The 26,363-nt window shown below is 63.8% G+C and carries 22 protein-coding genes and 1 pseudogene; 9 read left to right on the top strand and 14 right to left on the bottom strand.

Annotated features, from left to right (window positions below):
- Positions 1-25: 25 nt before the first annotated feature.
- The gene (locus ABWY06_RS04910; RefSeq protein WP_353924453.1) at positions 26-628 is read right to left on the bottom strand and encodes an arylesterase; all 603 of its coding nucleotides are present in this window, start codon (positions 626-628) and stop codon (positions 26-28) included.
- Positions 629-638: 10 nt separating this feature from the next.
- Here ABWY06_RS04910 and ABWY06_RS04905 point away from each other — a divergent pair, with 10 nt between their 5' ends.
- From ABWY06_RS04905 to greB, 3 genes are all read left to right on the top strand, one after another.
- Positions 639-1,316 (top strand): ABC transporter ATP-binding protein, encoded by a 678-nt coding sequence (locus ABWY06_RS04905; RefSeq protein ID WP_353924452.1) that lies wholly within the window; start codon positions 639-641, stop codon positions 1,314-1,316.
- Entirely contained in the window at positions 1,316-3,817 is a 2,502-nt protein-coding gene (locus ABWY06_RS04900) for an ABC transporter permease (protein WP_353924451.1), read from the top strand. The genes ABWY06_RS04905 and ABWY06_RS04900 overlap by 1 nt, the downstream gene beginning before the upstream one ends.
- 66 nt (positions 3,818-3,883) lie before the next feature.
- Positions 3,884-4,381 (top strand): transcription elongation factor GreB, encoded by a 498-nt coding sequence (gene greB / locus ABWY06_RS04895; protein ID WP_353924450.1) that lies wholly within the window; start codon positions 3,884-3,886, stop codon positions 4,379-4,381.
- A gap of 45 nt (positions 4,382-4,426) precedes the next feature.
- On the opposite strand, the gene ABWY06_RS04890 is transcribed toward greB, so the two are convergent.
- Positions 4,427-4,741: a class I SAM-dependent methyltransferase gene (locus ABWY06_RS04890; protein WP_353924449.1), complete on the bottom strand. Its 315-nt coding sequence runs from the start codon at positions 4,739-4,741 to the stop codon at positions 4,427-4,429.
- A gap of 585 nt (positions 4,742-5,326) precedes the next feature.
- Here ABWY06_RS04890 and ABWY06_RS04885 point away from each other — a divergent pair.
- Entirely contained in the window at positions 5,327-6,271 is a 945-nt protein-coding gene (locus ABWY06_RS04885) for a triacylglycerol lipase (RefSeq protein WP_502948147.1), read from the top strand.
- 65 nt (positions 6,272-6,336) lie between these two features.
- Positions 6,337-7,368 carry a lipase secretion chaperone gene (locus ABWY06_RS04880; RefSeq protein ID WP_353924448.1) on the top strand — a complete coding sequence of 344 codons (1,032 nt, stop codon included), beginning with the start codon at positions 6,337-6,339 and terminating at the stop codon, positions 7,366-7,368.
- 44 nt (positions 7,369-7,412) lie between these two features.
- Here ABWY06_RS04880 and ABWY06_RS04875 read toward each other — a convergent pair whose 3' ends face one another.
- Together ABWY06_RS04875 and ABWY06_RS04870 are read right to left on the bottom strand one after the other, a co-directional pair.
- Positions 7,413-7,847 (bottom strand): DoxX family protein, encoded by a 435-nt coding sequence (locus ABWY06_RS04875; protein ID WP_353924447.1) that lies wholly within the window; start codon positions 7,845-7,847, stop codon positions 7,413-7,415.
- 99 nt (positions 7,848-7,946) lie between these two features.
- Positions 7,947-9,356, bottom strand: a complete 1,410-nt coding sequence (locus ABWY06_RS04870) for an MltF family protein (protein WP_353924446.1) — start codon at positions 9,354-9,356, stop codon at positions 7,947-7,949.
- 182 nt (positions 9,357-9,538) lie between these two features.
- On the opposite strand from ABWY06_RS04870, the gene ABWY06_RS04865 reads away from it, so the two are divergent.
- From ABWY06_RS04865 to ABWY06_RS25850, 3 genes and pseudogenes are all read left to right on the top strand, one after another.
- Positions 9,539-10,366, top strand: a complete 828-nt coding sequence (locus ABWY06_RS04865) for a TatD family hydrolase (RefSeq protein WP_353924445.1) — start codon at positions 9,539-9,541, stop codon at positions 10,364-10,366.
- A 143-nt stretch (positions 10,367-10,509) separates the two neighbouring features.
- Positions 10,510-11,121 (top strand): annotated as a pseudogene (locus ABWY06_RS25855) (HAMP domain-containing protein); the annotation flags it as partial.
- 321 nt (positions 11,122-11,442) lie between these two features.
- Positions 11,443-11,991 (top strand): methyl-accepting chemotaxis protein, encoded by a 549-nt coding sequence (locus ABWY06_RS25850; RefSeq protein ID WP_502948148.1) that lies wholly within the window; start codon positions 11,443-11,445, stop codon positions 11,989-11,991.
- A 151-nt stretch (positions 11,992-12,142) separates the two neighbouring features.
- Here the strand turns inward: ABWY06_RS25850 and ABWY06_RS04855 are convergent, their stop codons facing one another.
- From ABWY06_RS04855 to selD, 8 genes are all read right to left on the bottom strand, one after another.
- Entirely contained in the window at positions 12,143-12,943 is an 801-nt protein-coding gene (locus ABWY06_RS04855) for an acyl-CoA thioesterase (RefSeq protein WP_353924443.1), read from the bottom strand.
- A gap of 82 nt (positions 12,944-13,025) precedes the next feature.
- Positions 13,026-15,038 carry a transglutaminase TgpA family protein gene (locus ABWY06_RS04850; protein WP_353924442.1) on the bottom strand — a complete coding sequence of 671 codons (2,013 nt, stop codon included), beginning with the start codon at positions 15,036-15,038 and terminating at the stop codon, positions 13,026-13,028.
- Positions 15,035-15,988 (bottom strand): DUF58 domain-containing protein, encoded by a 954-nt coding sequence (locus ABWY06_RS04845; RefSeq protein ID WP_353924441.1) that lies wholly within the window; start codon positions 15,986-15,988, stop codon positions 15,035-15,037. Before ABWY06_RS04845 ends, ABWY06_RS04850 begins: the two co-directional genes overlap by 4 nt.
- 94 nt (positions 15,989-16,082) lie before the next feature.
- Positions 16,083-17,000 carry an AAA family ATPase gene (locus tag ABWY06_RS04840; protein WP_353924440.1) on the bottom strand — a complete coding sequence of 306 codons (918 nt, stop codon included), beginning with the start codon at positions 16,998-17,000 and terminating at the stop codon, positions 16,083-16,085.
- Between the two features lie 140 nt (positions 17,001-17,140).
- Positions 17,141-17,419: a hypothetical protein gene (locus ABWY06_RS04835; RefSeq protein ID WP_353924439.1), complete on the bottom strand. Its 279-nt coding sequence runs from the start codon at positions 17,417-17,419 to the stop codon at positions 17,141-17,143.
- A gap of 224 nt (positions 17,420-17,643) precedes the next feature.
- Positions 17,644-18,828, bottom strand: a complete 1,185-nt coding sequence (locus ABWY06_RS04830; protein ID WP_353924438.1) for an aminotransferase class V-fold PLP-dependent enzyme — start codon at positions 18,826-18,828, stop codon at positions 17,644-17,646.
- A 27-nt stretch (positions 18,829-18,855) separates the two neighbouring features.
- Positions 18,856-19,956, bottom strand: a complete 1,101-nt coding sequence (mnmH, locus tag ABWY06_RS04825; protein ID WP_353924437.1) for a tRNA 2-selenouridine(34) synthase MnmH — start codon at positions 19,954-19,956, stop codon at positions 18,856-18,858.
- Positions 19,956-20,990 (bottom strand): selenide, water dikinase SelD, encoded by a 1,035-nt coding sequence (selD, locus tag ABWY06_RS04820; protein WP_353924436.1) that lies wholly within the window; start codon positions 20,988-20,990, stop codon positions 19,956-19,958. Before selD ends, mnmH begins: the two co-directional genes overlap by 1 nt.
- Before the next feature lie 110 nt (positions 20,991-21,100).
- On the opposite strand from selD, the gene ABWY06_RS04815 reads away from it, so the two are divergent.
- Positions 21,101-22,129 carry a patatin-like phospholipase family protein gene (locus ABWY06_RS04815; protein WP_353924435.1) on the top strand — a complete coding sequence of 343 codons (1,029 nt, stop codon included), beginning with the start codon at positions 21,101-21,103 and terminating at the stop codon, positions 22,127-22,129.
- 91 nt (positions 22,130-22,220) lie between these two features.
- On the opposite strand, the gene ABWY06_RS04810 is transcribed toward ABWY06_RS04815, so the two are convergent.
- The gene (locus ABWY06_RS04810; protein WP_353924434.1) at positions 22,221-24,935 is read right to left on the bottom strand and encodes a calcium-binding protein; all 2,715 of its coding nucleotides are present in this window, start codon (positions 24,933-24,935) and stop codon (positions 22,221-22,223) included.
- Positions 24,936-25,384: 449 nt separating this feature from the next.
- Complete coding sequence (glsB, locus tag ABWY06_RS04805; protein WP_353924433.1) at positions 25,385-26,293, bottom strand: glutaminase B; 909 nt, start codon at positions 26,291-26,293, stop codon at positions 25,385-25,387.
- Between the last annotated feature and the right edge of the window lie 70 nt (positions 26,294-26,363).

Raw genomic sequence — 26,363 nt, 5'->3', positions numbered from 1 at the left:
CCGAAACGCTCGAACGGGAAAAGGTCTACAGCAGTGGTTCTAGCTTCGGCCAGGCATTCTCCAGCAGCCGCGGCTGGGCGATAAGCGCGGGATGAACGCCATCGGCCTGCATCATGCCGGGCACGCCCCCGACCCCCTCGAGGAAAAAGGGCACCAGGGTCACCGAGTGCTGCTGCGCCACGTCGGCAAAGACCTGGGCGAAGGCCTGGATATAACGCTCACCGTAGTTGGGAGGCAAACGCATGCCCAGCAACAGCACCTGCGCCCCGCTCGCCCGGGACAACTCGATCATCGCCGCAAGATTCTGTTGCAATTGCGCCGGAGGCTGCCCGCGCAGCCCATCGTTGCCACCCAACTCCAGCACCACCAGGTTCGGCCGGTGGGCTGCAAGTAGCGTGGGCAGGCGCGCCAAGCCCCCTGCGCTGGTGTCGCCACTGATCGAGGCATTGACCACCCGATGGGGCAAACCCTGCCGCTGCAGGCGCTCCTGCAGCAAGTTCACCCAGCCCTGGCGGGTTTCCAGGCCCAAAGCCGCGCTGATACTATCGCCCACCACCAGCACTGTGCCGGCCGTCGCGCCCTGGGCCCACAGCCATAAGGCCAAGGTCCATACCAACCATTTACGCATCGGATTCTCCATGAGCATTCTTACTGCGCGGCACCTTAGCAAAGTGGTTCCCAGCGCGGAAGGCGAGCTGAGTATTCTGCACGCGCTGTCACTGGACCTGCTTCGCGGCGACAGCCTGGCGATCGTCGGTCGCTCCGGCTCCGGCAAATCCACCCTGCTCGGTCTGCTGGCGGGCCTTGACCTGCCCAGCAGCGGCGAAGTGACCCTGGCCGGGCATGCCCTCAGCCAGCTGAGCGAGGACCAGCGCGCCCGCGTGCGCGCCGAACACGTCGGCTTCGTCTTCCAGTCGTTTCAGTTGCTGGACAGCCTCAACGCCTTGGAAAACGTCATGCTGCCATTGGAGCTGGAAGGACGCGACGATGCCCGCCAGCGCGCACGCGACCTGCTCGAGCGAGTAGGCCTGGGGCAACGCCTGCGCCACATGCCTCGGCAATTGTCTGGCGGCGAACAGCAGCGGGTCGCGATCGCCCGGGCCTTCGCGGCCGAGCCCTCGGTGCTGTTTGCCGACGAGCCGACCGGCAACCTCGACAGCCACACAGGCCAGCGCATCAGCGACCTGCTGTTCGAACTGAACCGCGAACGCGGTACCACCTTGGTGCTGGTGACCCACGATGAACGCCTGGCCCACCGCTGCCAACGCCTGATTCACCTCGAGGGCGGCCGCTTGGTCGACCGCGAGGAACCCTGATGGTCCGCCTGCCGCTGACTCGACTGCTGGCACTGGCCGTGCGCCAACTGCTGCGCGACGCCCGTGCCGGCGAGCTGCACGTGCTGTTTTTCGCCTTGCTGGTGGCGGTTACCGCCAGCACGGCGATCGGTTACTTCGGCGCCCGCTTAAATGGCGCCATGACGCTGCGCGCCACCGAATTTCTCGGCGCCGACCTGCTGCTCAGCGGCAGCGCGCCGGCCACGGATGAGCAGGTGCAAGCTGGCCTCGACTTACAGCTGGACCATGCCCGGGTCGTCGAGTTCTCCAGTGTCATCGCCACCGATCAGGGCATTCAGCTGGCCAGCGTCAAAGCCGCCGACACGGCCTACCCGCTGCGGGGCCAACTTAAAAGCGCCCCCGCCCCCTACCAGCCGGAAACCGCCGGCGGCGGCCCGTCACCGGGCGAGGCCTGGGCCGAAGCGCGGCTGCTGGTGGCTCTGGACCTGAAGGTGGGCGACAGCCTCGAGATCGGTGTCAAATCCCTGCGCCTGAGTCGCGTGCTGACCTACGAACCCGACCGCGCCGGTGACTTCTACAGCTTGACGCCCCGGGTATTGATCAACCTGGCGGACCTGGCCGACACCCGGGTCATTCAGCCGGGCAGCCGGGCACGCTACCGTGAACTGTGGCGCGGCGCCCCGAAGGTGCTGGCCGCCTACCGGGAAACCATCGAGGGCGGCATCGCCGCTCACCAGAAACTGGAAGACGCACGTGACGGCAACCAGCAGATTGGCGGTGCCCTGGGTCGTGCCGAACGTTACTTGAACCTGGCCAGCCTGGCCGCGGTGCTGCTGGCCGGCGTCGCCGTGGCGCTGTCCGCCGCCCGCTTTGCCGCTCGCCGCCTGGATGCCAGCGCCCTGTTGCGTTGCCTGGGGCTGTCGCGCGCCGAGACCCTCGGGCTGTTCAGCGTGCAGCTGGCGCTGCTCGGACTGCTGGCGTGCAGCAGCGGCGCGCTACTGGGGTGGCTGGCCCAGGAGGGGCTGTTCTACCTGCTCAGGGGCCTGCTGCCGCCCGAGGTGCCTGGCGCCGGACTGACGCCGGCCTTGGCGGGAATTGCCACCGGGCTGGTGGCCCTCGCCGGTTTCGCGCTGCCACCGCTGGCCGCCCTGGGTCGGGTGCCACCTTTGCGCGTGCTGCGCCGGGACCTGTTGCCGGTCCCCGCCAGCTCGTGGTTGGTCTATGGCGCCGCCTTGGGCGCCCTGGGCCTGATCATGTGGCGTTTGAGCCTGGATGTTCAGTTGACCCTGGCCCTGCTCGGCGGCGGCGTACTCGCCGCGCTGTTGTTCGGCGGGCTGCTGCTGGCCGCCCTGCAGGGCCTGCGCCGCCTGCTGGCCGGCGCGGCCCTGCCCTGGCGCCTGGGCCTCGGCCAGTTGCTGCGGCACCCGCTCGCGGCCGCCGGTCAGACCCTGGCCTTTGGCATGATCCTGCTGGCCATGGGGCTGATTGCCCTGCTGCGGGGCGAGCTGCTGGACACCTGGCAGGAACAGTTGCCCGCCGAGGCGCCCAATCATTTTGCCCTGAATATCCTGCCCGCCGACCGGGACGCCTTCGCCGCGCGCCTGGCCAGCGTTTCACCCCACCCGGCACCGCTGTACCCGGTGGTCCCCGGACGGCTGGTGTCGATCAACGGCGAAGCGGTGCGTCAGGTGGTCAGCAAGGACACTCGCGGTGACCGTGCGATCAGCCGGGACCTGAGCCTGACCTGGTCGAGCGAATTGCCCCAGGGCAACCAACTGCTCAGCGGCCGCTGGTGGGGCGGCGCAGCGCAACCGCTGCCCGGCGTCTCGGTGGAATCCGAACTGGCCGAAAGCCTGCAGCTGAAGCTGGGCGATCGCCTGACCTTCAGCGTCGGCGGCCTGGAACGTGAAACCCAGGTCAGCAGCCTGCGCAAGGTCGACTGGAACAGTTTCCAGCCCAATTTCTACATGGTCTTCGAGCCGGGGACGCTGGCCGACCTGCCCGTAACCTACCTCACCAGTTTTTACCTACCGCCCCACCAGGAACGGCAGCTGGTCGACCTGGCGCGGGCATTTCCGGCCGTGACCCTGCTGCAGGTCGAGGCCCTGCTGAGCCAGCTGCGCAGCATCCTGGCCCAGGTCACCCTGGCGGTGGAGTATGTGCTGCTGTTCGTGCTGGCCGCCGGCCTGGCCGTGCTGTTCGCCGGGCTGCAGGCGACGCTGGACGAGCGCATTCGTCAGGGCGCCCTGCTACGCGCCCTGGGCGCCCGCCGGTCACTGCTGATCCGTGCCCGCTGGGCCGAATTCGCCTTGCTGGGCGGTGCCAGTGGCCTGCTGGCGGCGCTGGGCTGCGAGCTGGTCAGCTTCCTGCTGTACCGTTTTGCCTTCAACCTGCAGTGGCAGCCTCATCCCTGGCTGCTGCTGTTACCGTTGAGCGGGGCGCTGCTGATTGGTGTGGCCGGTCTGATCGGCACGCGCCGAGCCCTTAATGCCAGCCCGCTCACGGTGCTGCGCGAAGGCTGAGCCCGGCGCCCGCCGGGCCCGGGGTTGCTGTTAAACTGTCGACCCCGTTTCACCAGCAGTAAAACCATGAGCCGCTACCGCCCTCCTCGCTCCGCCGGCACCGCCCTGATCACCCCCGAAGGCGAGGCCCGCATGCGCGCCGAATTGCACGAACTGTGGCACGTACGCCGACCGCAGGTCACCCAGGCAGTGAGCGAAGCGGCCGCCCAAGGCGACCGCTCGGAGAACGCCGAATACACCTACGGCAAGAAAATGCTGCGCGAGATCGACAGCCGAGTGCGTTTTCTCAGTAAACGCCTGGAAAACCTCAAGGTGGTCGGCGAACACCCCTCGGACCCGAACAAGGTCTATTTCGGGGCCTGGGTCACGCTGGAGGACCAGGACGGCCTCGAAGCCCGTTACCGCATCGTCGGCCCGGACGAACTGGACCTCAAGCAGCAGCTGATCAGCATCGACTCACCCCTGGCCCGCGCCCTGCTTGGCAAACCACTGGATGCCGAAGTGCGGGTGCAAGCACCCACGGGTGAGAAATGCTGGTATATCGTGGCGATCGACTACCCCTGAGGCCCGGCCAGGCGGAGCAGGCGCGGAGCGCGCCGACCGCCCACCTCAGTCGCGCGGCCGAACGATCAAGCCCTGACGCGCCACCCGGGTCAACTCCCGTACCAGCTCCTGCACCCGCTCGGCCGTTGGCGCCTGCACCACCGCCAGGTCGAAGCCGTTGCTGGGAAACTGCGCCAGGGATTCATCTTCGCGAACGAACTGGATCAGGAAGGTTCGCGGCCGACGCGACGGGTTGGGCCAGCCATCGAGGTAACGCAACAACGTCGGTTGATGACTGCCGGCCAGCAATATTCTGGGGCTGCGCTGCGCCGGGCTACAGGTAGAGGGTGTCGAAGGGTTCAGCGAGGGTGCAACTGTCATAAATCAGGGTCTCCGCCTCATGGATCCCGCTGGGCAGGGTGAGAGGCGACACCGAACCAGCGCTTTAGCGGTATTTCGGAGTCCCTTGCCAGGACTTCGTGGACAGCCTCAATCCTCTGGATCGAACCTGCCCTGCGCCCCGCAAGTAGCTGTTTAAATCGGCGCCCGGCTATCCTAGGGAAAGCCCCGGGATGCTGTCAAGCCAGCTGGCGCCGGGGCTTGTGGACACTCGCCACACGGCCGCCGCGCAGCGAACCCCTACCTTCGATTGGTCGCAAGCTTTTCAACCCGTCAACGGCGCTCGGAAGCCCCGTTCCGCGGCTTCTCGCCGGGTAGTTAGGTACTGTTTGCCGCCCCCCGTGGCGGCGATTCAACGTGGCCAGCCGTAACAAAACCCGTCGATAAACCCGCCCCGAGTCAGCCGGGAGCTGCTCGCAAACGCCCCGCCCATGGGCTCGTTCAGGGTTTTTCCGCACACTGGCACGGAATATGCGCGGTCGTGAGTGTTGAACGGCCGTTCCAGGCAGGAGCGGTTGGCTGGCCAGGACGGCACGGTAGCCCCCCTTCATCCTTTCGAGAGCGCACATGAACAAGAATAAAACCCTGCTCGCCCTCTGCATCGGCGCTGGCCTGATGGTCTCTGGTAATGTCCAGGCTGGCTGGTTCGGCTCCTCGGGTTATACCCAGACCCGCTACCCAGTGGTGCTGACCCACGGCATGCTGGGCTTCGACAGCATCCTCGGCATCGACTACTGGTATGGCATTCCAGCGGCCTTACGGCGTGACGGCGCCAGTGTCTATGTCACCGAAGTCAGCCAGCTCAACACCTCGCAGGCGCGTGGCGAGGAGCTACTGGAACAGGTCGAGGACATAGTCGCCATCAGCGGCAAAGCCAAGGTCAACCTGATCGGTCATAGCCATGGCGGCCCGACCATTCGCTATGTCGCCGCAGTCAGCCCCCACCTGGTCGCTTCCGCCACCAGCGTCGGCGGTCCGCACAAAGGCTCGGCCACCGCTGACTTTATCCGCCAGATTCCGCCGGGTTCCGCCGGCGAAGCGCTGGTGGCGGGCATCGTCAACGGCCTCGGCGCGCTGATCAATTTCCTCTCCGCCAGCAACAGCACCACACCGCAGAATGCCTTGGGCACCATCGAATCGCTCAACAGTGTCGGCGCCGCGAAGTTCAACGCCCAATACCCGCAGGGCATTCCCACCAGCGCCTGCGGCGAAGGCGCCTACAGCGTCAATGGCGTGCGCTACTACTCCTGGAGCGGTACCAGCCCGCTGACCAACTTCCTCGACCCCAGCGACCTGCTGACCGGCGCCGCTTCGTTGACCTTCAAGGGCGAAGCCAACGACGGCCTGGTCGGCCGTTGCAGCTCCCACCTGGGCAAGGTGATTCGCGACAACTACCGCATGAACCACCTGGACGAAGTGAATCAGACGTTCGGCCTGACCAGCCTGTTCGAGACCGATCCGATCAGCGTCTACCGCCAACATGCCAACCGCCTGAAAAACGAAGGCCTGTGACGGACTGCCGGGCCCTCGGGCCCGGCTTGCTGGCAGCCCGTTACCCGAACCGTGAAACCCTTGCCGTGAAGAAAGCCCTACTGCTGTTCCCGTTGTTGTTCGTCACCTGCGTGGCATTGATGCTGTACCTGCGCCCAGTCGACCCCGCGTTACCGCTAACCGCTACACCTGGCCCCCTGAGCACCGCCGCGCCGTTGCCAACAGCGGTACCCACGGCTGCCGCGCCCCAGCCCCTCCAGCTCGGCGCACCGCTCACCCCCATGCCGGCCTCGTTCGGCGGGACCCAAGTCGACGGTGTCTTTCATCTGGACGCGGCGGGCAACCTGCTGATCAGCGAAGATATCCGGCGCATCTTCGATTATTTCCTCAGCGCCGTGGGCGAAGAGTCACTCGAGCAGAGTGTTGAACGCCTGCACGCCTATATCACCGGCCAATTGGCGGAACCGGCTCGGCAGCACGCCATGCAACTGCTCGAGCAGTATTTGCGCTACAAGACCGAGCTGGTGGACCTGGAGCGGGATTTACCGCAGATCAGCAGCCTCGACGCCCTGCGCCAACGGGAAGCCGCCGTCCAGGCGCTGCGCGCACGCCTGTTCAGCCGCGAGGCCCATGAGGCTTTTTTTGCCCGCGAGGAAGGCTACAACCAGTTCACCCTGCAACGCCTGGCCATCCAGCAGGACAGCAGCCTCGACGCCCAAGGCAAAGCCCTGGCTGTCGACCGCTTACGTGCTGGACTTTCGCCGGCGCTGCAAGACAGCCTGCTGCCGCAATTGCAGGCCGACCTGCGCAGCCAGACGGCGCAACTGCAAGCCAGGGGCGGCAACCCGGCGCAACTGCGCGAGCTGCGTCAGCAATTAGTCGGTGCCGAGGCCACCCAACGGCTCGAAGCCCTGGATGGCCAGCGGCAAAGCTGGAAGCGTCGTATCGCGCTCTACCATGCCGAAAAAACCAGCATCGAAGGCAACCCTGGCCTGAGCGCGGCCGACAAGGCCACCGCGATCCGGGTGCTGGCCGCGGAACAGTTCGATGAACGCGAACGTTTACGCCTGGACGCCGCCCAGGAACTCGCCACGGTGCGCCAGCAAGCCAGCCCTTGAACGCAAAAAGCCCGCACGAGGCGGGCTTGTCGACGAGGGCAGGCTCAGCGGGCCAGGCGTTGATCCAGCGACAGCTTGCCCGCACCCTCAATCACCAGCGCCACGCTGATGGCCAGCAGGACCAGGGCGTACTCATAGCCGTTGGCGCTCATGAAAAAGCCATTGACCAGGTGCACGCTGAAGATCGCCACCAACATGGTCACCCCAAGGGCGGCGGCGGCCGGCCTAACCAGCAAGCCGATGACCAGCGCCAAACCGCCGAAAAATTCCGCGCTGCCCGACAGCAACGCCAGCTGATAGCCTGGCGTCAGACCGATGCTCTCCATCCACTGCCCCACCCCTTCGAGGCCGTAGCCGCCGAACCAGCCAAACAATTTCTGGGAGCCATGCGCCGCGAAGGTCAGGCCGGTGACGATACGCAACAAGGTGATGCCCAGGCCGGCGCGCGTCGAGAGCAGGGTGGTAAAGAGGGTGTTCATGGGCAGCAGTCCTTGTGTTGATGAGGTATGGGGACAGCTTAAATCATTTTATTAATAATGAAATCGCAATTATTCGGCAAAAACAATCTAGTAATTAGATCACTTAGTCGAGGTAAGGCTTTTACCTCCGGGCTCGAGGCGGGTGCGCTCGCGGTCGTAGGCCAGGTAATATTTGTTCACGCTGCTGACATAGGTGACTACCGCCATGCCCAGTTGCTCCATGGCGATGCGTTCCACTTGAAAAAACCACTGGTTGGCGTTCAGTCCACGCCGGCGCGCCTCGGCTCGCAAGCTCTGCACCCGCTGCGGACCCAGGTTATAGGCGGCCAGTACGAAGGCGAGCCGCTCGCGCTCGTTGAGCTGAGCGCTGCTGAAATACGTGCGCCGGATCATGGCCAGGTACTTCGCGCCCGCCTGCACATTGTTATCCAGTTGCTGAATACCGCCGACGCCGACACTGCGCGCCGCCGCCGGGGTGATTTGCATCAGTCCGGTGGCCCCGTTGGCGCCGCGGGAGGCCGGATTGAGCGTGGACTCCTTGAACGCCAGGGCCGCCAGGGTTAACCAGTCGAAATCCTGTTGTTGCGCGTGGCGCTGCAGCACCGGCCTGACCCGCTCCAGGCGCTGGCGATCGGCGCGGCCGAGCGGGTTGTGCACCCGGTACAGGCGTCGGTAGACCCGCTGAAACACCGCATCCTGGTCGGACGGGTTTTGATAGCCCTTGAGGAAGCGATCGATGCTGGCCCGCAGCATCGGCGCATCATGACTGACGAACCAGCCTTGGTCGCCTTCGCGGGACAGCACCAAGTGACGGTCGACGCGCAACTTCGGCATGACCTTGGCCCAACGTTCGGCGATCGGCTGCTCGACCGCCGTAAGGCTGAAAATGCCCGCCTGCACCATCTCCAGGACATCCTCCACTGCCAGGCTGGGATCGATCCACTCGATGACCATGGGCGCCAATTTGCGCTGCGCCAGTTGCTGGTTGACCTCGCGCAAGGCTTCGGCGACCGCGCTGCCAACCGGCAGGGCGAGGCTGCGACCGGCGAGCTGATCGAGGCTGCGGTAGCGGCGGTCGCCTTTGCGGGCCACCACGACCAAGGGCACATCGGGATAGATGGCGCTGCTGGCGCTGAGGTTCTGGGCACCGCGTACCGGCAGCAGCTCACCTGGGGCGATCAGGTCCCCCTCGCCCCGCTGCAAGGCGGCCACCAACTGATCCTTGGCCATGGGAATGATCGTCAACCGCAGACTGCGGCCATCCCGGGCATTGCGGTTGAGGTACTGCACAAAGGCCTGCAAGCGCTGGTGTTCCACCCCGAATGCCTGGCCCTTGACCTCGCCTGAACTGTTGCGGCTTTGATTCAGCAGGACCCGCAACTCACCGCTGCTACGGATTTGCGCCAGGTCACGGCTGGCCGTCGGCCAGCTCTGCGCGGGGCCCACCACACGGGCCTGCGCCGGCAGCGCCAACAGCAGGCCGAGCAGCAGCATCAGCACACGGCTCATCGCCCCGGCGCCCGCCAAAAGCCGCCGCTTAGCACTGCCGCAGGCCGACAGCGCCCACCGAGCGCGGCGACCCGAGGCGTCTCCCTGCGCACCAAAAATCCACTCAAGTGGCTGTTATGCTTGGTTTTTCTGATAAATAGTCGACTCTGATATGCTGAATGCCGGATTCCCGAGGTAGCACCATGCAACTCATCGACATCGGCGTCAATCTGACCCACCCCAGCTTCGAGCAGAAGCATGAAGCAGTCCTCGCTCGTGCCTATGCCGCCGGCATCTGCCAACTGGTGCTGACCGGTACCAGCCTGCCCGGCAGCGAGCAGGCCCTGGCCCTGTGCACACGGCTGGACCCGGGCGGCGAACGGCTGTTCAGCACCGCCGGCGTCCACCCCCACGATGCCAGCCAGTGGACCAGTCAGAGCGCGCAGCACCTGCGGGCCCTGCTGGAGGTCTCCTCGGTGCGTGCGGTCGGTGAATGCGGGCTGGACTTCAATCGCGACTTTTCACCGCGCCCCCAGCAGGAGAAAGCCCTGGAGGAACAACTGGCGCTGGCCGCCGACTTGCAGCTGCCGGTTTTTTTGCATGAGCGCGACGCCGATCAGCGCCTGCTGGCGATTTTGCGGGACTACCGTGACCATTTGCCCGCGGCGGTGGTGCACTGTTTCACCGGTGATCGACGGGCTCTGTTCGGCTACCTCGACCTGGACCTGCATATCGGTCTGACCGGCTGGATCTGCGATGAGCGCCGCGGCACCCACCTGCAGCCACTGGTGCGAGAAATTCCGGCTGGCCGGCTGATGCTGGAGAGCGATGCGCCCTTCCTGCTGCCCCGCACCCTGCGGCCCAAACCCAAGGACGGCCGTAACGAGCCGGCCTTCCTGCCCGAGGTGCTGCGCGAGGTAGCCCTGCATCGCCAGGAGAGCGAGTCCAGCCTGGCCAACCATACCAGCGCCTGCGCCCGAGCCTTCTTCGGTCTGCCAGTGCTGCCCGACGCGCCGCTCGACGACCATTGAACCGCGCAACTGCCGGCTACCGTCACCCAGGCGCCGGCTGACCGACCCAGGCATTGATCCGGATCAAGGTTCAGGACGGGGGATTGCGCGAGGCTAGTGGCCTCTTGCCAATATCGACCTTCGCCACGGGCTCACTGCATACCATGGGCAATTGGATTCGCGATCTTTCCCTGAAATACAAGTTCTGGGCTGTCAACGCGGTGGCCTTCGTCACCACCCTGCTGCTGGTGCTGTATGCCCTGCAAGCCGAGCATCAGGCGCGAATCGGCGAGGCACAATCCCGTGCCCAGGCCCAGGCGCGGATGCTGATGGCATGGCCGCCCGGCCTCCCGTTCCCGGCGCAACCTTCGCTGGTGGCATTCACCTCGGGTGACAGACCGTCCTTGCCCGACGACGTGGGGCAGCACCTGAGCCAAGCCAGCGGCTGGGTGGCGTTACCCTACGATGCATTTTCCCAGCAGTCGGTCTTGATCGGTGCCCAGATGCTCGACCTGGGCCAGGATCGACGCCTGGCGGTATTGGCCCACGCGCCCAGCCTGCGGCAGATGTTCAGTGAACGCGCACCCGGCTATGCGCTGGTCGTCGCGCTGCTGATGCTGTCGCTGCTGGGGGCCTCGCAATTGCTGATCCGCTTTCTACTGACCCACCTCAACACGCTCAAGGACGTTATGTTGCAGGTGGAAAAAAGCGGTGACCTGGCGGCACGGGTACCGCTGGATTGCCGCGACGAGGTGGGACAGATGGCCACCGCGTTCAATGCCATGCAGGCAGGCTACCAGCGCGTGGTCGGCCGCGTGGCGGAAGTGGCGGGCCACCTGGACAGCGGCGCCGACCAATTGGCCTCGAGCATGCACCAGGTACGCCAGGGCATGCTCGCGCAACAAAGCCAGAGCACGCAGGCGGTCAGCGCCATTCAGGCGATGTTCGCCACCGCGCAGCAGATCGCCCAGCACACCCGTGATACCCGCGATCGCTCACGAAACGTCGAAGACCTGGCCCGCAGCGGCCAGCAGGAGGTCAGCCGAGTCGCCCAGTCCATTGCCGAATTGTCCGGCGGCGTACAGCAGACCGCACAGATGATCGAGCGCCTGGCGGTCGACAGCCAGACAATCAGCGGCGTGGTCGGTGAAATCCACGGTATCGCCGAGCAGACCAACCTGCTCGCCCTGAATGCCGCCATCGAGGCCGCACGTGCCGGCGAAATGGGCCGCGGCTTCGCAGTGGTGGCCGATGAGGTGCGTAACCTGGCCAAACGAGTCCAGGCCTCCACCGCCGAAATCTCCCGGATGATCGCCGCGCTGCAAGGTGGCACCCGCGACGCGGTGGAATTCATGCGCGAGAGCTCGGCAGATGCCGACCGCTGCGTTCGGCAAGCCGACCAGGCGGGGCAGGCCCTGCTGACGATCAGCGCGGCCGTGACGCAGATGCGCGAAAGCAACACTCAAATTGCCGCGGCCGCAGAGCAACAGAGCCAGGTCGTCGAGGGGCTCAACCGCGCCGTCGCAGGAAGCCGCGACGTCACCGAACAGACGGTATTGCGCAGCACCCATTCGGCCGCCACCAGCGGCGAACTGGCGGCGCTGGCCGCCGACCTCACCAGCGCCATTCGGCAACTGCGGCTCTAGGACCTCTGGACACGCGCCACACGCGCCGTGTCGCCGCGAAAAATAGCCCCAGGGATGCCGGTACCCTGCCATTGCGCAGGCACGGATTGTGGCGGTGGAGGGCTGATGATCCGCAGAACGCCCACAGGCCCTAGGCAGAGCGCTGTCGCGTTCAGTCGAACACGGTCACCGTCTGCCGGCTGATCGCCAGCAGCTGTCCATCGGCCGTCCACAATGCCGAGGCGATATGCCCGTAGCCGTCACAGGCATGTTCGATCTGCGCCCGGTATTGGCACCAGTCCAGGGTCGTCAGCATCGGGGTGGGTTGCACGAACTCGATGGTCCAGGTCAGCGAACTGCCCGGCGCGGGCTCCCGCAGGTGGGCCAGCACCGCCGGCGGCCAGGCATCCACCAACGCCAGCAGATGGGCCTCATCGACCGGGCGCGCAGCCTCATCGGCCTGGGCGCGCAAGCGCACCCAACCGGCCATCTCCCGGGCCGGATTGGCCGTGAATGGCATCCCGCCTTCTGCCCAGCGCATCGCCAAATGGCGGGTAAACTCCGGTGTGACGCCTTGCATATAGGGCAGTTCGGCGCAATCCTCGAGCGCTTTCAGGGCCGGTGCCGGGAGCGCCGGGACCCGCACATTTGACAAGCGAGGTGCGCCAAAACTGCCCTGCACCAGCGTCACTACCTGGCCCTGTTGCACCGCGCGCCCCAGCACCTGGCTGACCGCCTTGCCTTCGCGCAACACCTCAACTTCGACACTCAGCGGCACATCGACCAGCATCGGACCGACGAAGGTAATGGCCAGCGAGCGCACGGGACGGCCAGCCGGCACTTTGGCCTGCATGGCCTGATATACCAGCGCCGCCGCCAGGCCGCCAAAACCGGCGCGCCCCTGTCCCCAACTAGCGGGTACTGTTACCTCTGATGTGCTGCCAGCGGCCTGCATCAGCTCGAAGAAGGACATGAGCGCCTCGCATACGGAATCCAGTAGCCATCTTACGGCATCGTGCTTGCAAAGCGTGAGAGCCAGGCGCAGGGCACACTGGTCAACCGGGTGGTGTTTCGCCCCGCACATCTTGGCCCGGGCGCATCAGGCGCCAAGGCAGGGCCGTACGCAGGCGCTTGAGCAGGTGACGCAACTCCGCTACAGAGCCGGTGCTGCCCGCGTAGCGCTGCGCTTCGAATGCCTGGGCAAAGGCATTGATGGCGGCAGCCTGGGACGGCAGCCGCAGCACCGCACGCGCCGCGAATGCCCGAGGCCCCTCGCCGGGGCTACGCCACACACCCTGCTGTGCCAGCAACCGTTCGAAACGCAGGAACAGCCGCTGCTGCATATCCTTCGGACGCGCCCAAGGCCTGAATAAAAACAACGCCACCAGCCCCAACAACAAGGCACAGCCACCCACCATCATGGCCGCAAGCAAGCGACTATCCCGCTGGCCGAACCAGCGTTGCATCAGTCCCGACTGTTGGTCGAACTGGTAACCGAGCACCCATCGATCCCAACCGTAGTTGATATCGTCCCAGTGCTTCTGCAGGTTATTCAGCCAACCGAGTTTGCGGTAACGCAACGCCGCGAACGGTGAATCCTGTAAGAAACTTTCCTCATCGACCAATGCCTGCTCGAGTCCCTGTTCAATACGCTGCGGCGCCACTTGAAAGGTGGGATCGATCGTGGTCCAACCCTGTTGCGGCCGCCAATACTCCACCCACGCATGGGCGTCGAACTGACGCACCTGGACATACTTGCCGGCGTTCGCCACCTCTCCGCCCTGGTAGCCGGTGACCACTCTCGCCGGAATACCGGCGGCGCGTAAAACGAACGTCATGGCACCCGCGTAGTGCTCACAGAACCCTCGGCGCGTCACAAAGAGAAATTCATCGATACTGTCGTCGCCCAGCCTGGGGGGTTTTAGGGTGTAGACAAACGGCTCACGGTTGAAATGTTGCAGCAGGGCCGCAACCAAAGCCTCGGCCTGTGGATGCTGGGCCTTAAGCTCGGCGGCCAGCTGTCTGCTGCGTGGATTGCCTTGAATAGGTAGCTGCAGCCCTCGACGCGACAGGCGAATGGAGGCGTCGGGTTCACGTAGCACCTCCGGCCAGGAGGTGACTTGGTAGAACAGCGAAGTCTCCACGGGGCGTCGACGCTCCAGTCGAAAGTCGCTCATTTGACGGGTCTGATCCAACTGCGTTTCGGCCACATCGAGGCTGTACAGCCAGGGACGTGAACTGGGCTGCATGACGATGCTATAGCGCAGCGCCGAACCACGCTTGTCCCAGGCGGGTACACCGGCGAGCTGCGCCAGCGAGGACTGCGACCAGCGCCGACCGTCGAAATGCTCCAGGGTCAGCGCTCGCCAATACAGGTCGCGGCGATCAGGCAGGGGTCCATCGAAGCTGGCACGGAACACCAGCTCGGGGGATAGGCTCAATTGCGCAATATCACCGGGGCTCATGCTGTCGGACAAACCGACCTGAGCTTTATTGCTCGGAAGGGGCATGGACCAGATCGGTCCTAGGCGTGGAAAAAAGAGAAACAGCAACACCATCAGCGGCGCTGCCTGCAGCAGCAAGCCAGTTGCCAGGCGCAAGGTCGGCCAGGGCCTGGCGGCAAACGCACTCTGCTGCAAGCCAATCAACGCTGCCAACAAGCCTATGACCGGAAGCACGCAGTACAGCGCCATAAGCATGCTGTCATTGAACAGAAATCCTATGGTGATTGCAAAGAAGCCCAGATAGATCAGTACCAACGCGTCGCGACGCGTGCGCATCTCCAGCAATTTCAACAGGAATGCGGCAATCAGCAACACCGTGCCAGCGCTCAAACCGAGCAGGCTGCCATGGGAAAAAAACACACCGATACAGACCAGTACCAATAAGCTGCCCTTGACCCAACTCGAGGGGTACCCGGCGCGCATACGGAATATCTGGATTCGCCACCCCGCACAACCCAGCCAGAGTGGCACAACCCACAGCGGCAAGTGCAATAGGTGCGGTAGTACCACCAGCACTTGGGCGACCAATAGCCAGAGCAAGCTGATACGCGGAATCGCGATCATGCCTGGCTCCCGAACAGTGCCAGGGCGCGCAGGCAGGCCTGGCGATGGTCGCCTCCAGACGCGACAACCGGGTCCACGCCGGGTAAACGCAGCGCAAAGGGCTGCCCGCGCGCCGACAGCTGCAGTACCCAGTGACAGAGCAGCGATAGCCGGCTCTCGGTCTCACCATCCAATACGTCGAAATCCAGGTACAGGTCACCTCCAGATAACGCCACAAACTCCTTAACCAGTAAACCGTGACCGCGTGAGTAGGCTTTCCAGTGCAGTCGGCGCTTGGAGTCTCCCGGTTGATAGGCCGTCAGGCCCTGGAAGTCGTCTACCCCGCGCACACGCGATTGCTCGCCGGGATCTGCATCCTCCTCGCCCCCGTGACTCATTGGTAAATCGCCGGACCGCGGGCGAGGATAGACCAGCACCGCCTGATCCAGATCGACCCAACTCCAAGCCACTAACAGGCCCAGCGGAAAACGACTTTCCACCCTTAAGCGCGGCGGCCGCAACCAGCCTCGGCGCGGAGCGGGCAAGGTCAACTCGCACTCTTTCAACTGCAGCGCATCAAGATCCACGGCCTGCAATGGCGCCGGTGGCCAGCCAAAAGCAATGGCCTGATGGGCACGCCCGGCACTTTCCAGGTAGAGACGAAAACTGGCCTGCTCCCCGACAAAGACCGCATTACCGCCCCCCGCTTTCAGCACCAGACCAGCCAAATTGCGGTAGGTGTGCAAAATGGCCACCACATAGACCGATGCCAGCAGGAATGTCAGGCCGTATGCCAGGCTGTTCTGGTAGTTAATCGCCGCCAGCAACATCAGTAGCAAGGCCAGGATAAATGCCCCCCCAACCCGTGAGGGAATAATAAATATCCGACGCTGGGTGAGTTCCACACGTGCAGCAGGGGGGATACGCCGAACCAGCCAGCGGTTCCAACGGGCTTTGAGCAAACCACTCACGTTAGAGCTTCCTGAGCGTACGGATAACGCCGGCGGCGTGCTGTCAGGCCAGGCATGCCGGACGACCAGCATGTGACTCGGTACACCGGAAGGCTCACAGCGCGGGCACCTCGCGCAGCAGCCATTGCACCAGCGAACCACCACTTTGCCCGACCGAATCGGCCCGTTCGCGCAGCCGATGGCCCACGACGGAGGGCAGGACCACCTGCACGTCTTCGGGAATCACATAGTCACGCCCGGCTAAAAAAGCCCAGGCGCGGGCCGCGGACAACAGCGCCAAGCTGGCCCGCGGTGACAGCCCGGAGGCGAATTGCGGCTGCGTACGGGTCGCTTCCACCAGGCGCAAGACGTACTCGACCAGCGCATCGCTGGCGCGCACCTGGGGGATTTCGACTTGCAGCTTTCTTAGCTCGACATGGCTGAGCAATGGCTCCAGACGCGGCAACAATGCGCGGCGCGATTCGCCCAGTAACAAGGCCTTCTCCGCGGCCTTGCCCGGGTAGCCCAATGACAGGCGCATAAGGAAACGGTCGAGCTGGGACTCGGGCAAGGCAAAGGTGCCCCCCTGGCTCACCGGGTTTTGCGTGGCGATCACGAAAAACGGCTCAGGCAACGGACGGGTTGCGCCCTCGATGGTCACCTGGCCCTCTTCCATGGCCTCCAGCAAGGCACTCTGGCTTTTCGGCGTGGCGCGATTGATCTCGTCCGCCAATACCAGCTCGGCAAAGATCGGACCCGGATGAAAAACGAACAACCCGCTGTCCTTGTCGAACACCGAGGTGCCGAGGATATCGCCGGGCAGCAAGTCCGAGGTGAACTGGATGCGTTGAAAGCTCAGGCCCAGGACCTTGGCCAGGGCATGGCTGAGCGTTGTCTTGCCCATGCCAGGCAGGTCTTCGATCAGCAAATGCCCACGGGCCAGGAGACAGGTCAACGCCAATCGCACCTGGGGCTCCTTGCCCAGCACCACCTGATTGACGGCCTGCAGAACCGCATCCAATTTTGCGCGCATGTAACTCTCCTCGAGACAGACTCGGGATGCTACTGCGACGAGCCGCGACGGGATAGTCTTGGCAATCTTTGCTGACTAAAGTTGTGGGCTTGGCCTTGCTATGGGATTCAATCGGCAAACAGCAGGCTCTGATCAGGGCTTCAACGCCCGGCGCGGGATTCACGAATGTAGAAGCGTGCCTTCTCGGCCTTGCGGGTGCAGCCTTCGAACGCCTCGAACTGCTGCTGGGTCTTCGCACCGGTCAGCAACGACAGCGCCTTGGAATAACTGACGGTCCCGGCGAAGCCCTCGGCCTTGGCGATATCCAGCTCACGCCAGGCGGCGTCCAGCTGACTCCCGCAGCTCTGGCGGTAGGCAGTCCGCCCTGCGCAACCGCCTAACAACAGCGCCATCAGGAACAGGCAGGTCCAGGCTTTCATCGGTTTTTCCTCGTTGAACAGGGCAAGGCTGAAGCACCAGCGCCTGCCTAAGACGACTGGATCCGGCGAAAGTGCCCGGGGTGCCTGACAGGCAGAAGCGGCCGGCGCCCCCCCTGGCAACTGTCAACGCCCAGGCTTGAGGGCCGCCTGGCAACCTGCACGGCGCCCAGGGACAGCATGAGCGATCTCGCGTTTGTGATCGGCTTGGCGTTTGCGGTCAGACCTCAGGTCGCGGCTAGCGTACGCAGGGCAGCGATCAAATGCGCGATCTGCTCCGGGCGGGTGGTCAGCGCAGGGGTGATACGGATGCACTCGCCACAGGCCACCGTCTGGCGCAACACGGTAAAGATCCCGAACCGGTCGCGCAGCTGCTCGACCATGGCTTGCTGGTACGACTGCCGGGAAAAACGCAGCGCCGTGATGCCGCAGTACAGCCGTGGATCGTCAGGGGTCAGCACCTCGATCCCGCGATCGGCCCGCAGGGCATTGACCCAGAGGTCGCGCAGGTACCGCAAGCGCGCCCCTTTGACTGCGGCGCCGCCAAGGGCCGCATGTTCCTCCAGGGCCAGTGGCAGGGTCATCAACGCCGGAATGTTAGGGGTGCCATAGGGCGCCCGGGAGCGGATGTCATCGGAGGGGTAACGCGTGTCGGCCATGTCGGGATCGATGCGCGACAGCCGCGCTTCGGCGACATAGATAAAGCCCAGGCTCAGGGGAGCGCCTATCCACTTGTGCAGGTTGAAGGCGGCAAAAGGCACGCCCAGCTCCGCCAGCTTGAAATCGATCTGCCCCAGTGAATGGGCGCCGTCGAGCAGCACATCGATCCCCCGCGCGGTGGCCTCGCAAGCGATAGCCTGGACTGGCAGGACCAGCCCGGTGCGGTGGCTGACATGGGTCAGGACGATCAATTTCAGCCGTGGATGGCGCTCGAACAGCTGGATGTACGCCTGCAGCAGGCTGTCGTGACTGGCCGGATGGGCATGCACAACCCGTATCAATTCGATGCCACGCTGCTCCACCAACCACTGCAGTCCGCTTTGCACGCTGTCATATTCAAGATCGCTGAACAGTACCTGATCACCCGGTCGCAACCGATTGTAGTTTCGGATCAGGCTGTGCAGCGATTCGGACGCACTGCGGGTCAGTGCGATGCAACGGGCGGAGACCCCGAGCGAGCGCGCCAAGCCATCGCGGATTTGTTGGTGCTCCTCGGCGTCGAAACGCTCGCGCACATACAAGCTATTGCTGCGGTTGACCTGCTCGATCGCCTGTTGATAACGGGCCAGCACGCTGCGGCTCATCCGCCCGAAATAGCCGTTCTCCAGGTTGATCAACCGATCGTCCGGGTCGAACCCCCGAGCAAATTCCCCCCAGAACGCCTCGTCCCGGGCCAATGGCATTTCCGACATGCGGCACTCCTTGCTGTGGCTCAACGCTCAGCGCGATGCCCGGTCCCGCAGGTACGCCAGGACCTCCGCCGGGTCACCGACGAACTCGATGCGTTCTGCCTTGCTGTCGCGCTGGTAGGCATACATGGGGTCATAGTATTCGCGCAGCAGGCCCTCGATCCAGTCGCGGTGCAGGTGCACCTCGCCACTGCGCAACTGCTGCTCCAGGGCGGTCTCGAGCAGCGCCGAGAACCGCTGGTAACGCTCGCCCCCCAGGCGCTTGAGAATATTGCTCAAGCCCTGCCGCAAGCGCTCGGCGAACGCCGCAAAACCCAGTTCCTCACCCTGCACGACGATAAATTCGGCGCTCAGCTGGCAGACATAGTCCTCGAGAATGCGGCCGACCCGGTGGTCGAAACTGTCCTCCAGCCACACCAGGGGGTAATGTTTCATGCCATGGTGCAGCGCCAGCGGCAGCGAGCAGCTGCCCACGGTGCGGCCCTCGTCCTCCAGCACGAACTGCTCGATGCCCCGCGCGCGTTTCTTCAGGACATCCACTGCCAGGGCATTCTCGAAGGCGATCTGCGGCGGTTGCGCGGTGGCGCGCTTGCCGAAACTGGAGCCTCGATGATTGGCGTGGCCTTCCAGGTCCAGGCCGTTGTCCAACTGGGCGATGACCTCTGTCTTGCCGGTGCCGGTCAAGCCGCCGAGGACCACGAAGCGGCACTCGGCGATCGCCGCCTCGCTGGTCTGCAGCAAAAAGCCGCGCATCGCCTTGTAGCCGCCCAGCACCCGTGGGAAGTCGATACCCGCCTCGCTCTTGAGCCATTGCTGGACGATCTGCGAACGCAGGCCGCCGCGAAAACAATAGAGATAACCCTCGGGATGGCGCCTGGCGAATGCGGCCCAGGCCTCGATTCGTTCAGCCTTGAGCGCCCCGCTGACCAACTGATGGCCCAGGTCGATCGCCGCCTGCTGCCCCTGTTCCTTGTAACAGGTCCCCACCCGCTGACGTTCGCTGTCGTTCATCAAGGGCAGGTTGCACACCCCGGGAAAGGCGCCCTTGGCAAACTCAACCGGCGCGCGCATGTCCATCATCGGGGTGTCGTCGAGAAACAGTTCGCGGTAATGCTCGGTATTGTCGCGCATCAGATCACCTCGACCGCGTACCCCTGTCGCGCCACCAGCTGGCCGATCGGCGCCAGGTCGAGCCCCAGCTCGGCGGCGACGGCAAGAAACTCTGCCTCGCCCTCCTCGCACACCGCCACCAAGAGTCCACCGCTGGTCTGCGGGTCGCACAACAGCTGCTGCTGCATGACGGACATGGGCGCGATCTTCTCACCGTAACTGTCGAAATTGCGCAGCGTGCCACCGGGCACACAGCCTTGCTCGAGGTAGTAAGGCACGCTGGCCAGGCGCGGCACCGCGGCAAACTCCAGACGCGCACTCAACTGGCTGCCCTCGGCCATTTCCACCAAATGGCCGAGCAGGCCGAAACCGGTCACATCGGTCATGGCCAGCACCCCGGCCAATTTGCCGAAGCGGCTACCGGGCGTATTGAGGGTACACATCCAGTCCCGCGCCACGCCGCTGTCCTCGGGGCGCAACTTGCCCTGTTTTTCCGCGGTGGTGAGGATGCCGATACCCAGCGGCTTGCTCAGGTACAGGCGGCAGCCGGCACGCGCGGTATCGTTACGCTTCATATGCCGACGTTGCACCACGCCGGTCACCGCCAGGCCGAAGATCGGTTCCGGCGCGTCGATCGAGTGTCCACCGGCCAGGGGGATGCCCGCCTGGGCACAAATCGCTCGACCGCCGGCAAGCACCGCACCGGCCACTTCCGGCGGTAACAGGTTGATCGGCCAACCGAGGATGGCGATGGCCATCAGCGGGTCGCCTCCCATGGCATAGATATCGCTGATGGCATTGGTCGCCGCGATTCGACCGAAATCATAAGGGTCGTCGACGATCGGCATAAAAAAATCGGTGGTGGAGACCACCCCGCGCTCGTCGTCCAGGGCATAGACCGCCGCGTCATCCCGGGAGGCGTTGCCGACCCAGAGCTTGGGATCCAAGGCCTGGGTGCCACTGCCCGCCAGGATCTGGTCCAGCACCTTGGGCGAGATCTTGCAGCCACAGCCTGCACCGTGGCTGTACTGGGTCAGGCGGATGGGCGGATTCATGCTGGGACCTCGTTGGATTCGGTGGCGGACGCCGATTCTAGCAAACCCCGGCCTTGGCGCCCGTGACGCCTGCGCGTATCGTCGGCGCACGACCTGAGGGGGACGGCTGCATGAATAAACGAATCGCCTTGGTACTGGGCTCCGGCGGCGCCCGCGGCTACGCCCATATCGGCGTCATCGAGGAACTGGAAGCGCGCGGCTATGACATCGCCTGCATCGCCGGCTGCTCCATGGGCGCCGTGGTCGGCGGAGTCTATGCCGCCGGCAAGCTGCCGGCCTACCGTCAGTGGATCGAAAGCCTGGACTACCTCGACGTGCTGCGGCTGGTCGACGTCAGCTTTCGCCTGGGCGCCATTCGCGGCGAAAAGGTTTTTGGGCAGATCCGCGACATTGTCGGCGAGATCAACATCGAGGACTTGCGCATTCCCTATACGGCGGTGGCCACCGACCTGACCAACCAGCAGGAGATCTGGTTTCAGGAAGGCTGTCTGCACCAGGCCATGCGTGCTTCGGCGGCCATCCCCAGCCTGTTCACCCCGGTGATGCAGGGCAACCGGATGCTGGTCGATGGTGGCCTGCTCAACCCGCTGCCGATCGTGCCGGTGGTGTCCAGCCACTGTGACCTGATCGTGGCGGTCAACCTCAACTCCACCACTCACAAGCATTATCAACTGCCAGTGATCGAGCGTCCGCCAGCAGCCAAGGGCCGCTTTGACCTGCTGATGAACTCCCTGGGCGCGCGCCTGCCGTTCCGGCGCAAACCGGGCGACGCGGGCCTGGACAACGAGGTGGCGCTGCTGGCGGAGCAACTGGCCGAGGCCGTGCCCAATCCCTGGCTGGACGAAACGCCGGCGCCACGGGTCGCCGAGGAGCGGACGGCGCCCCGTTCGGCCAGCGGCTCGGTGGTGATCGATGCCGTCGGACCGGCCTCGCTGCTGGACCTGATCAACCAGAGTTTCGAAGTGATGCAAACCTCCCTGGCCCAATACAAGATCGCCGGCTACCCACCGGATATCCTGATCAACGTGCCCAAGCGTGTCTGCCGCTTCTTCGAATTCTACAAGGCGCCGGAACTGATCCAGCTGGGTCGGCAGATCGCCCGCGACAGCCTGGACAAATACGAGGCCGATCCTCACTGAGGGGGAGCGACCCCGTACCGAGCGTCAAACGCACGGGCGGATGGCCAACCAGAAAAAAGCCCATAAACTGGGCTTTTTTTTGTTTCGCTGATTACTGCCAGTTGGCGGCTATCACCGTATTCAACTGCTCACGTTGGCTGATCGTCAAATCAAGCTCCGCACCCGCCGGCACGGCAAATGCCGCCATCGCATCCACCAGATTCTGCACCTGGCTGTCGAGCAGGGTTCGCCCCTCGGAGGTCTTGAACTGGTCGAGATGGAAGTCCGCGCCGGCATACCAGTTGCTGAGGATTGCCTTGTCATCGTGACCGATCAGACTGACTTCCAGATGGGCGCCGTTCTGACGGAACCAGAGGTCTTCTGCAGCTACCCCCTCGCCCAGCAGCAAGGTATCCAGGCTTGTCGGGGACAGGTCCTGGTTATCCAGCGTGTCCTGCTGTGCACCGCGGCCGAACAGATAGGTATCCGATCCCGCCCCGCCGACCAGCAGGTCGTTACCCGCGCCGCCTTGCAGGGTATCGTTGCCGTCCTTGCCCAATAGGGTATTGGCCGCATCATTGCCCTTCAGCAGATTGTCGCTGCCATTGCCGATGCCGTTGATCTGCGCGGAGCCGCTCAAGGTCAGATGCTCCAAGGTGGACATCAAGGTGTAGCTGACGCTCGACTCCACCGTATCGATGCCTTCGTTGGTCATCTCCGACACCTGGTCACCGACCGCATCCACCTGGTAGACATCATTACCCGTGCCGCCATAGAAAGTGTCGTTGCCCGCGCCCCCCAGTAGCCAGTCATCACCCGCTGCACCGTTGAGGTTATCGTTGCCGGCACCGCCGTAGAGCGAGTCCTGACCGGTACTGCCTTGCAGGCTGTCATTGCCATCCTGGCCAAACAGCCGGTCATCGCCCAAGCCCCCGATCAGGCTGTTGGCTGCAGCGTTGCCGGTGATCTGGTTGTTCAAGGCGTTGCCGTAGCCACTGATGCTTCCGGCGCCGGTCAGGGTCAGGTTCTCGAAGTGGTTACCCAGGCTGAACGCGACACTGGACTCGACACTGTCGATCCCTTGGTCCGCGCTTTCCACCAGGATGTCCAGGGTCGAATCCACCTGGTAACGGTCGTCGCCCCCCTCTCCGCGCATCTCGTCATTACCGCCATCGCCCTGCAGCAGGTCGTTTCCGGCCCCCCCTCGCAGGTAATCGTTGCCCTCGCCCCCTTGCAGCCAGTCGTTGCCCAAATCGCCACTCAGGGTATCGTTGCCCAGCAGACCCGTCAGCAGATCATCGGTGGCATAACCCAACAGGCTGTCGTTGCCCTCCCCACCTTGCAGCAGCATCTGTTTGACCTGTTCCACCGACCACCGGGTACCATCGGCAAAACGGATTTCCTCGATCCGGAATTGGCTATTGCCATCGTTATGAAAATAATTGGCGACGGTGATCTTGTCGCTGCTGCCGTTGAGCGTCAGTACCAGGCCCAGGTAGGCATTGCGGCTTATCAGAATGTCGCCAGGGGCGATGTCGGCGGCAAACTCGATCGCGTCGACTTTTGCCGTGCTGTCGAGGTCGGAGTTCGACAGGTAATCCTGGCCCCAACCGCGGCCGAAGAAGTAGACATCGCTGCCCACCCCACCTTGCAGGTTGTCGTTACCTGCGCCGCCCACAAGACGGTCATCACCCTCACCGCCTTTGAGCGTGTTGGCGGCACCGTTACCCAGCAGCACATTGGTCAGCGCATTGCCCGTGGCGTCGAGGGCGGCGCTACCGGTCAGCGTCAGGTTCTCCAGGTTGCCCGCCAGGCTCAGAGACACACTGGACTCGACGGTATCTATGCCTTCCCCGGCATTTTCCAGCAAAGTGTCTGACAAACCCTCTACGACGTAGGTGTCATTCCCAGCGCCCCCACGCAGGGTGTCCGCGCCCTCCCCACCCAGCAGCCTGTCGTCACCCATGCCACCGTCCAGGCTGTCGTTGCCGGCGCCGCCTTGCAGCAGGTCGTTGCCTGCCAAGCCGCTGAGCTGATCGTTGCCCAGCCCCCCTGCCAGGGTATCTGCACTGTCAAAGCCCATCAGGTTATCGTTACCGTCGGTGCCCTGCAGGAAGGACGACCTGATCTGTTCGTAGGTCCAGACGCTGCCGTTGGCGAAGCGAATCTCCTGCAATTTTGAGCGATCGGTAAAATAGTCGTACAACCAAACATAATCGCTTGCACCCTTGAGGCTGAGTCTCAAGTTATTACCGCTGCGGCTGAAAGCGATATCTCCGGGGAGAATGTCGGCCGCGAACTCAATGACATCAACACTTCCGCTGGTGCTGTTTTCATTGTAAATATGATCCTTTCCCCAGCCGCGGCTGAAACGGTAAGTATCCCGGCCATTGCCGCCGTCCAGCACATCATCGCCGACTCCGCCCTCCAGGATATCGTTGCCGTCGCCACCCTGTATTTGATCGTCACCCGCGTCGCCTTGCAGCAGGTCATCGACCTGGCCGCCGGAGATATTGTCATTACCCAGGCCACCCTGCATATGGGTCTTGCCCCAGCCACCGCTGAGCCAGTCATGTCCATCGCCGCCCAACAGGGTGGAATTGCCGCCGCTGTAGGCATGCAGAACGTCACTGCCGTCTCCGCCGTCCAGCAGGCTATTGCCGCCGGACGAATGCAAGGTGTCATTACCGGTGCCACCGTACAGTTGATCGTCGTCATACTGGCCGTTGTCCACCAGATAGTCGTTCCCTAATCCCCCACGAAGGATGTCCTGCTCATAATCGTTGCCCACCAGAGTATCATTGCCAGAGGTGCCAATGATTTCCATATCTACTCCTTGAGTTATCAATAACTGGCCCAATACCACATTGCAAACCCGTCAGGGCATTACAATAACAATTAGTAAACAGGCACAAATTGGCGTAACTACTGCTCGACCAACAACAGAGACTGGCAGTCGCTGACACTGACTTAAACCAACTCACGTCATACTTGAGTGACCCAAGCACCCGCCTTTAGGGGCACCTGGGCATTCAGCCCCCGGGCACCGACCATTGAATATAGAATTAATCACGCACGACTAAACCAGCCGACCTTGTACGGTGATTAGCACTGTTAAAGCAGTTCGCGGCGCCGAGTCCCAACCTGGGGTAATACTACCTTCACGCCGATAAGCGCCTCCCCCCCAAAGTGTCAACCGCCGCCCAAGAACGAGGCTGGTCGGGACCGCGCGCCCGGTGCGGCGTGGCGACGAGGCGCGACCGAATCGAGGTGCGGTTAGAACACCGACCAACCGATGCGCGCCGAGAGTTTTTCCAGCGCTGCCATACCGGCCAGGGAATTGCCGGCGGCATTCAGTTCCGGTGACCAGACACACACGGTGAACTGGCCTGGCACCACCGCGAGAATGCCGCCACCGACCCCACTTTTGCCGGGCAGGCCGACCCGGTAGGCGAAGTTGCCGGCCTCGTCATACAGGCCACTGGTGGCCATCAACGCGTTGACCTGCTTGACCTGGCGTGCACTGAGCACTTGTTCGCCGCTGTGCAGGCAATACCCCTGGTTGGCCAGGAAACAGAACGCCCGGGCCAGATCGGCGCAGCTCATGCGCAGCGCGCAATGGTGGAAATAACTGCGCAGCACCGCATCGACATCGTTGTGGAAATTGCCGAAGGATTGCATCAGGTAGGCCATGGCGGCATTGCGCGCCCGGTGCTGGTATTCCGAACGGGCTACCACCTCGTCGGAATTGAGCTGCGGATTACCGCTCAAGCGCCGGACGAAATCACGCAGCGATTGCGCTGGAGAGGCGAACCGCGATTGGTTGATGTCGCAAATCACCAGCGCGCCGGCATTGATAAAGGGGTTGCGCGGCACACCACGCTCGAACTCCAGCTGAACCAGCGAATTGAAGGGCTGCCCCGAAGGCTCCTGCCCCAGCCGCTGCCAGATCTCCTCGCCGGAATGCTGAATAGCCTGCACCAGGCTGAAGACCTTGGAAATACTTTGGATGGAAAACGGCAGAGCGCCGTCACCGGCGCAGTAGAGTTCGCCATCGTTGCTGTAGACCGCGATGCCCAGCTGCTCGGCCGGCACCTTGGCCAGTGCGGGAATGTAATCGGCCACCTTGCCCTGGCCAAGCAGCGGTCTGACCTCAGCCAGAATCTCGTTCAACAGTTCCTGCATGACATCCTTCACCCGAGTCCACGCGGAGAATTTCCGCACTACCGCAGCTAGACGCTTATGCCGCGCCGAG

Origin of the sequence: Pseudomonas sp. (assembly GCF_040514055.1) — a bacterium.
Classification (GTDB): domain Bacteria; phylum Pseudomonadota; class Gammaproteobacteria; order Pseudomonadales; family Pseudomonadaceae; genus Aquipseudomonas.
The sequence above is the reverse complement of the archived record's forward strand: the minus strand, read 5'-3'. Positions and strand labels throughout refer to the sequence as shown.

Bases quoted from the DNA above. Each gene is read 5' to 3' on its own strand.
- ABWY06_RS04910 (WP_353924453.1), bottom strand. From the start codon at position 628: ATGCGTAAATGGTTGGTATGGACCTTGGCCTTATGGCTGTGGGCCCAG.
- ABWY06_RS04905 (WP_353924452.1), top strand. From the start codon at position 639: ATGAGCATTCTTACTGCGCGGCACCTTAGCAAAGTGGTTCCCAGCGCG.
- ABWY06_RS04900 (WP_353924451.1), top strand. From the start codon at position 1,316: ATGGTCCGCCTGCCGCTGACTCGACTGCTGGCACTGGCCGTGCGCCAA.
- greB (WP_353924450.1), top strand. From the start codon at position 3,884: ATGAGCCGCTACCGCCCTCCTCGCTCCGCCGGCACCGCCCTGATCACC.
- ABWY06_RS04890 (WP_353924449.1), bottom strand. From the start codon at position 4,741: ATGACAGTTGCACCCTCGCTGAACCCTTCGACACCCTCTACCTGTAGC.
- ABWY06_RS04885 (WP_502948147.1), top strand. From the start codon at position 5,327: ATGAACAAGAATAAAACCCTGCTCGCCCTCTGCATCGGCGCTGGCCTG.
- ABWY06_RS04875 (WP_353924447.1), bottom strand. From the start codon at position 7,847: ATGAACACCCTCTTTACCACCCTGCTCTCGACGCGCGCCGGCCTGGGC.
- ABWY06_RS04870 (WP_353924446.1), bottom strand. From the start codon at position 9,356: ATGAGCCGTGTGCTGATGCTGCTGCTCGGCCTGCTGTTGGCGCTGCCG.
- ABWY06_RS04865 (WP_353924445.1), top strand. From the start codon at position 9,539: ATGCAACTCATCGACATCGGCGTCAATCTGACCCACCCCAGCTTCGAG.
- ABWY06_RS25850 (WP_502948148.1), top strand. From the start codon at position 11,443: ATGATCGAGCGCCTGGCGGTCGACAGCCAGACAATCAGCGGCGTGGTC.
- ABWY06_RS04855 (WP_353924443.1), bottom strand. From the start codon at position 12,943: ATGTCCTTCTTCGAGCTGATGCAGGCCGCTGGCAGCACATCAGAGGTA.
- ABWY06_RS04850 (WP_353924442.1), bottom strand. From the start codon at position 15,038: ATGATCGCGATTCCGCGTATCAGCTTGCTCTGGCTATTGGTCGCCCAA.
- ABWY06_RS04840 (WP_353924440.1), bottom strand. From the start codon at position 17,000: ATGCGCGCAAAATTGGATGCGGTTCTGCAGGCCGTCAATCAGGTGGTG.
- ABWY06_RS04835 (WP_353924439.1), bottom strand. From the start codon at position 17,419: ATGAAAGCCTGGACCTGCCTGTTCCTGATGGCGCTGTTGTTAGGCGGT.
- ABWY06_RS04830 (WP_353924438.1), bottom strand. From the start codon at position 18,828: ATGTCGGAAATGCCATTGGCCCGGGACGAGGCGTTCTGGGGGGAATTT.
- mnmH (WP_353924437.1), bottom strand. From the start codon at position 19,956: ATGCGCGACAATACCGAGCATTACCGCGAACTGTTTCTCGACGACACC.
- selD (WP_353924436.1), bottom strand. From the start codon at position 20,990: ATGAATCCGCCCATCCGCCTGACCCAGTACAGCCACGGTGCAGGCTGT.
- ABWY06_RS04815 (WP_353924435.1), top strand. From the start codon at position 21,101: ATGAATAAACGAATCGCCTTGGTACTGGGCTCCGGCGGCGCCCGCGGC.
- ABWY06_RS04810 (WP_353924434.1), bottom strand. From the start codon at position 24,935: ATGGAAATCATTGGCACCTCTGGCAATGATACTCTGGTGGGCAACGAT.
- glsB (WP_353924433.1), bottom strand. From the start codon at position 26,293: ATGCAGGAACTGTTGAACGAGATTCTGGCTGAGGTCAGACCGCTGCTT.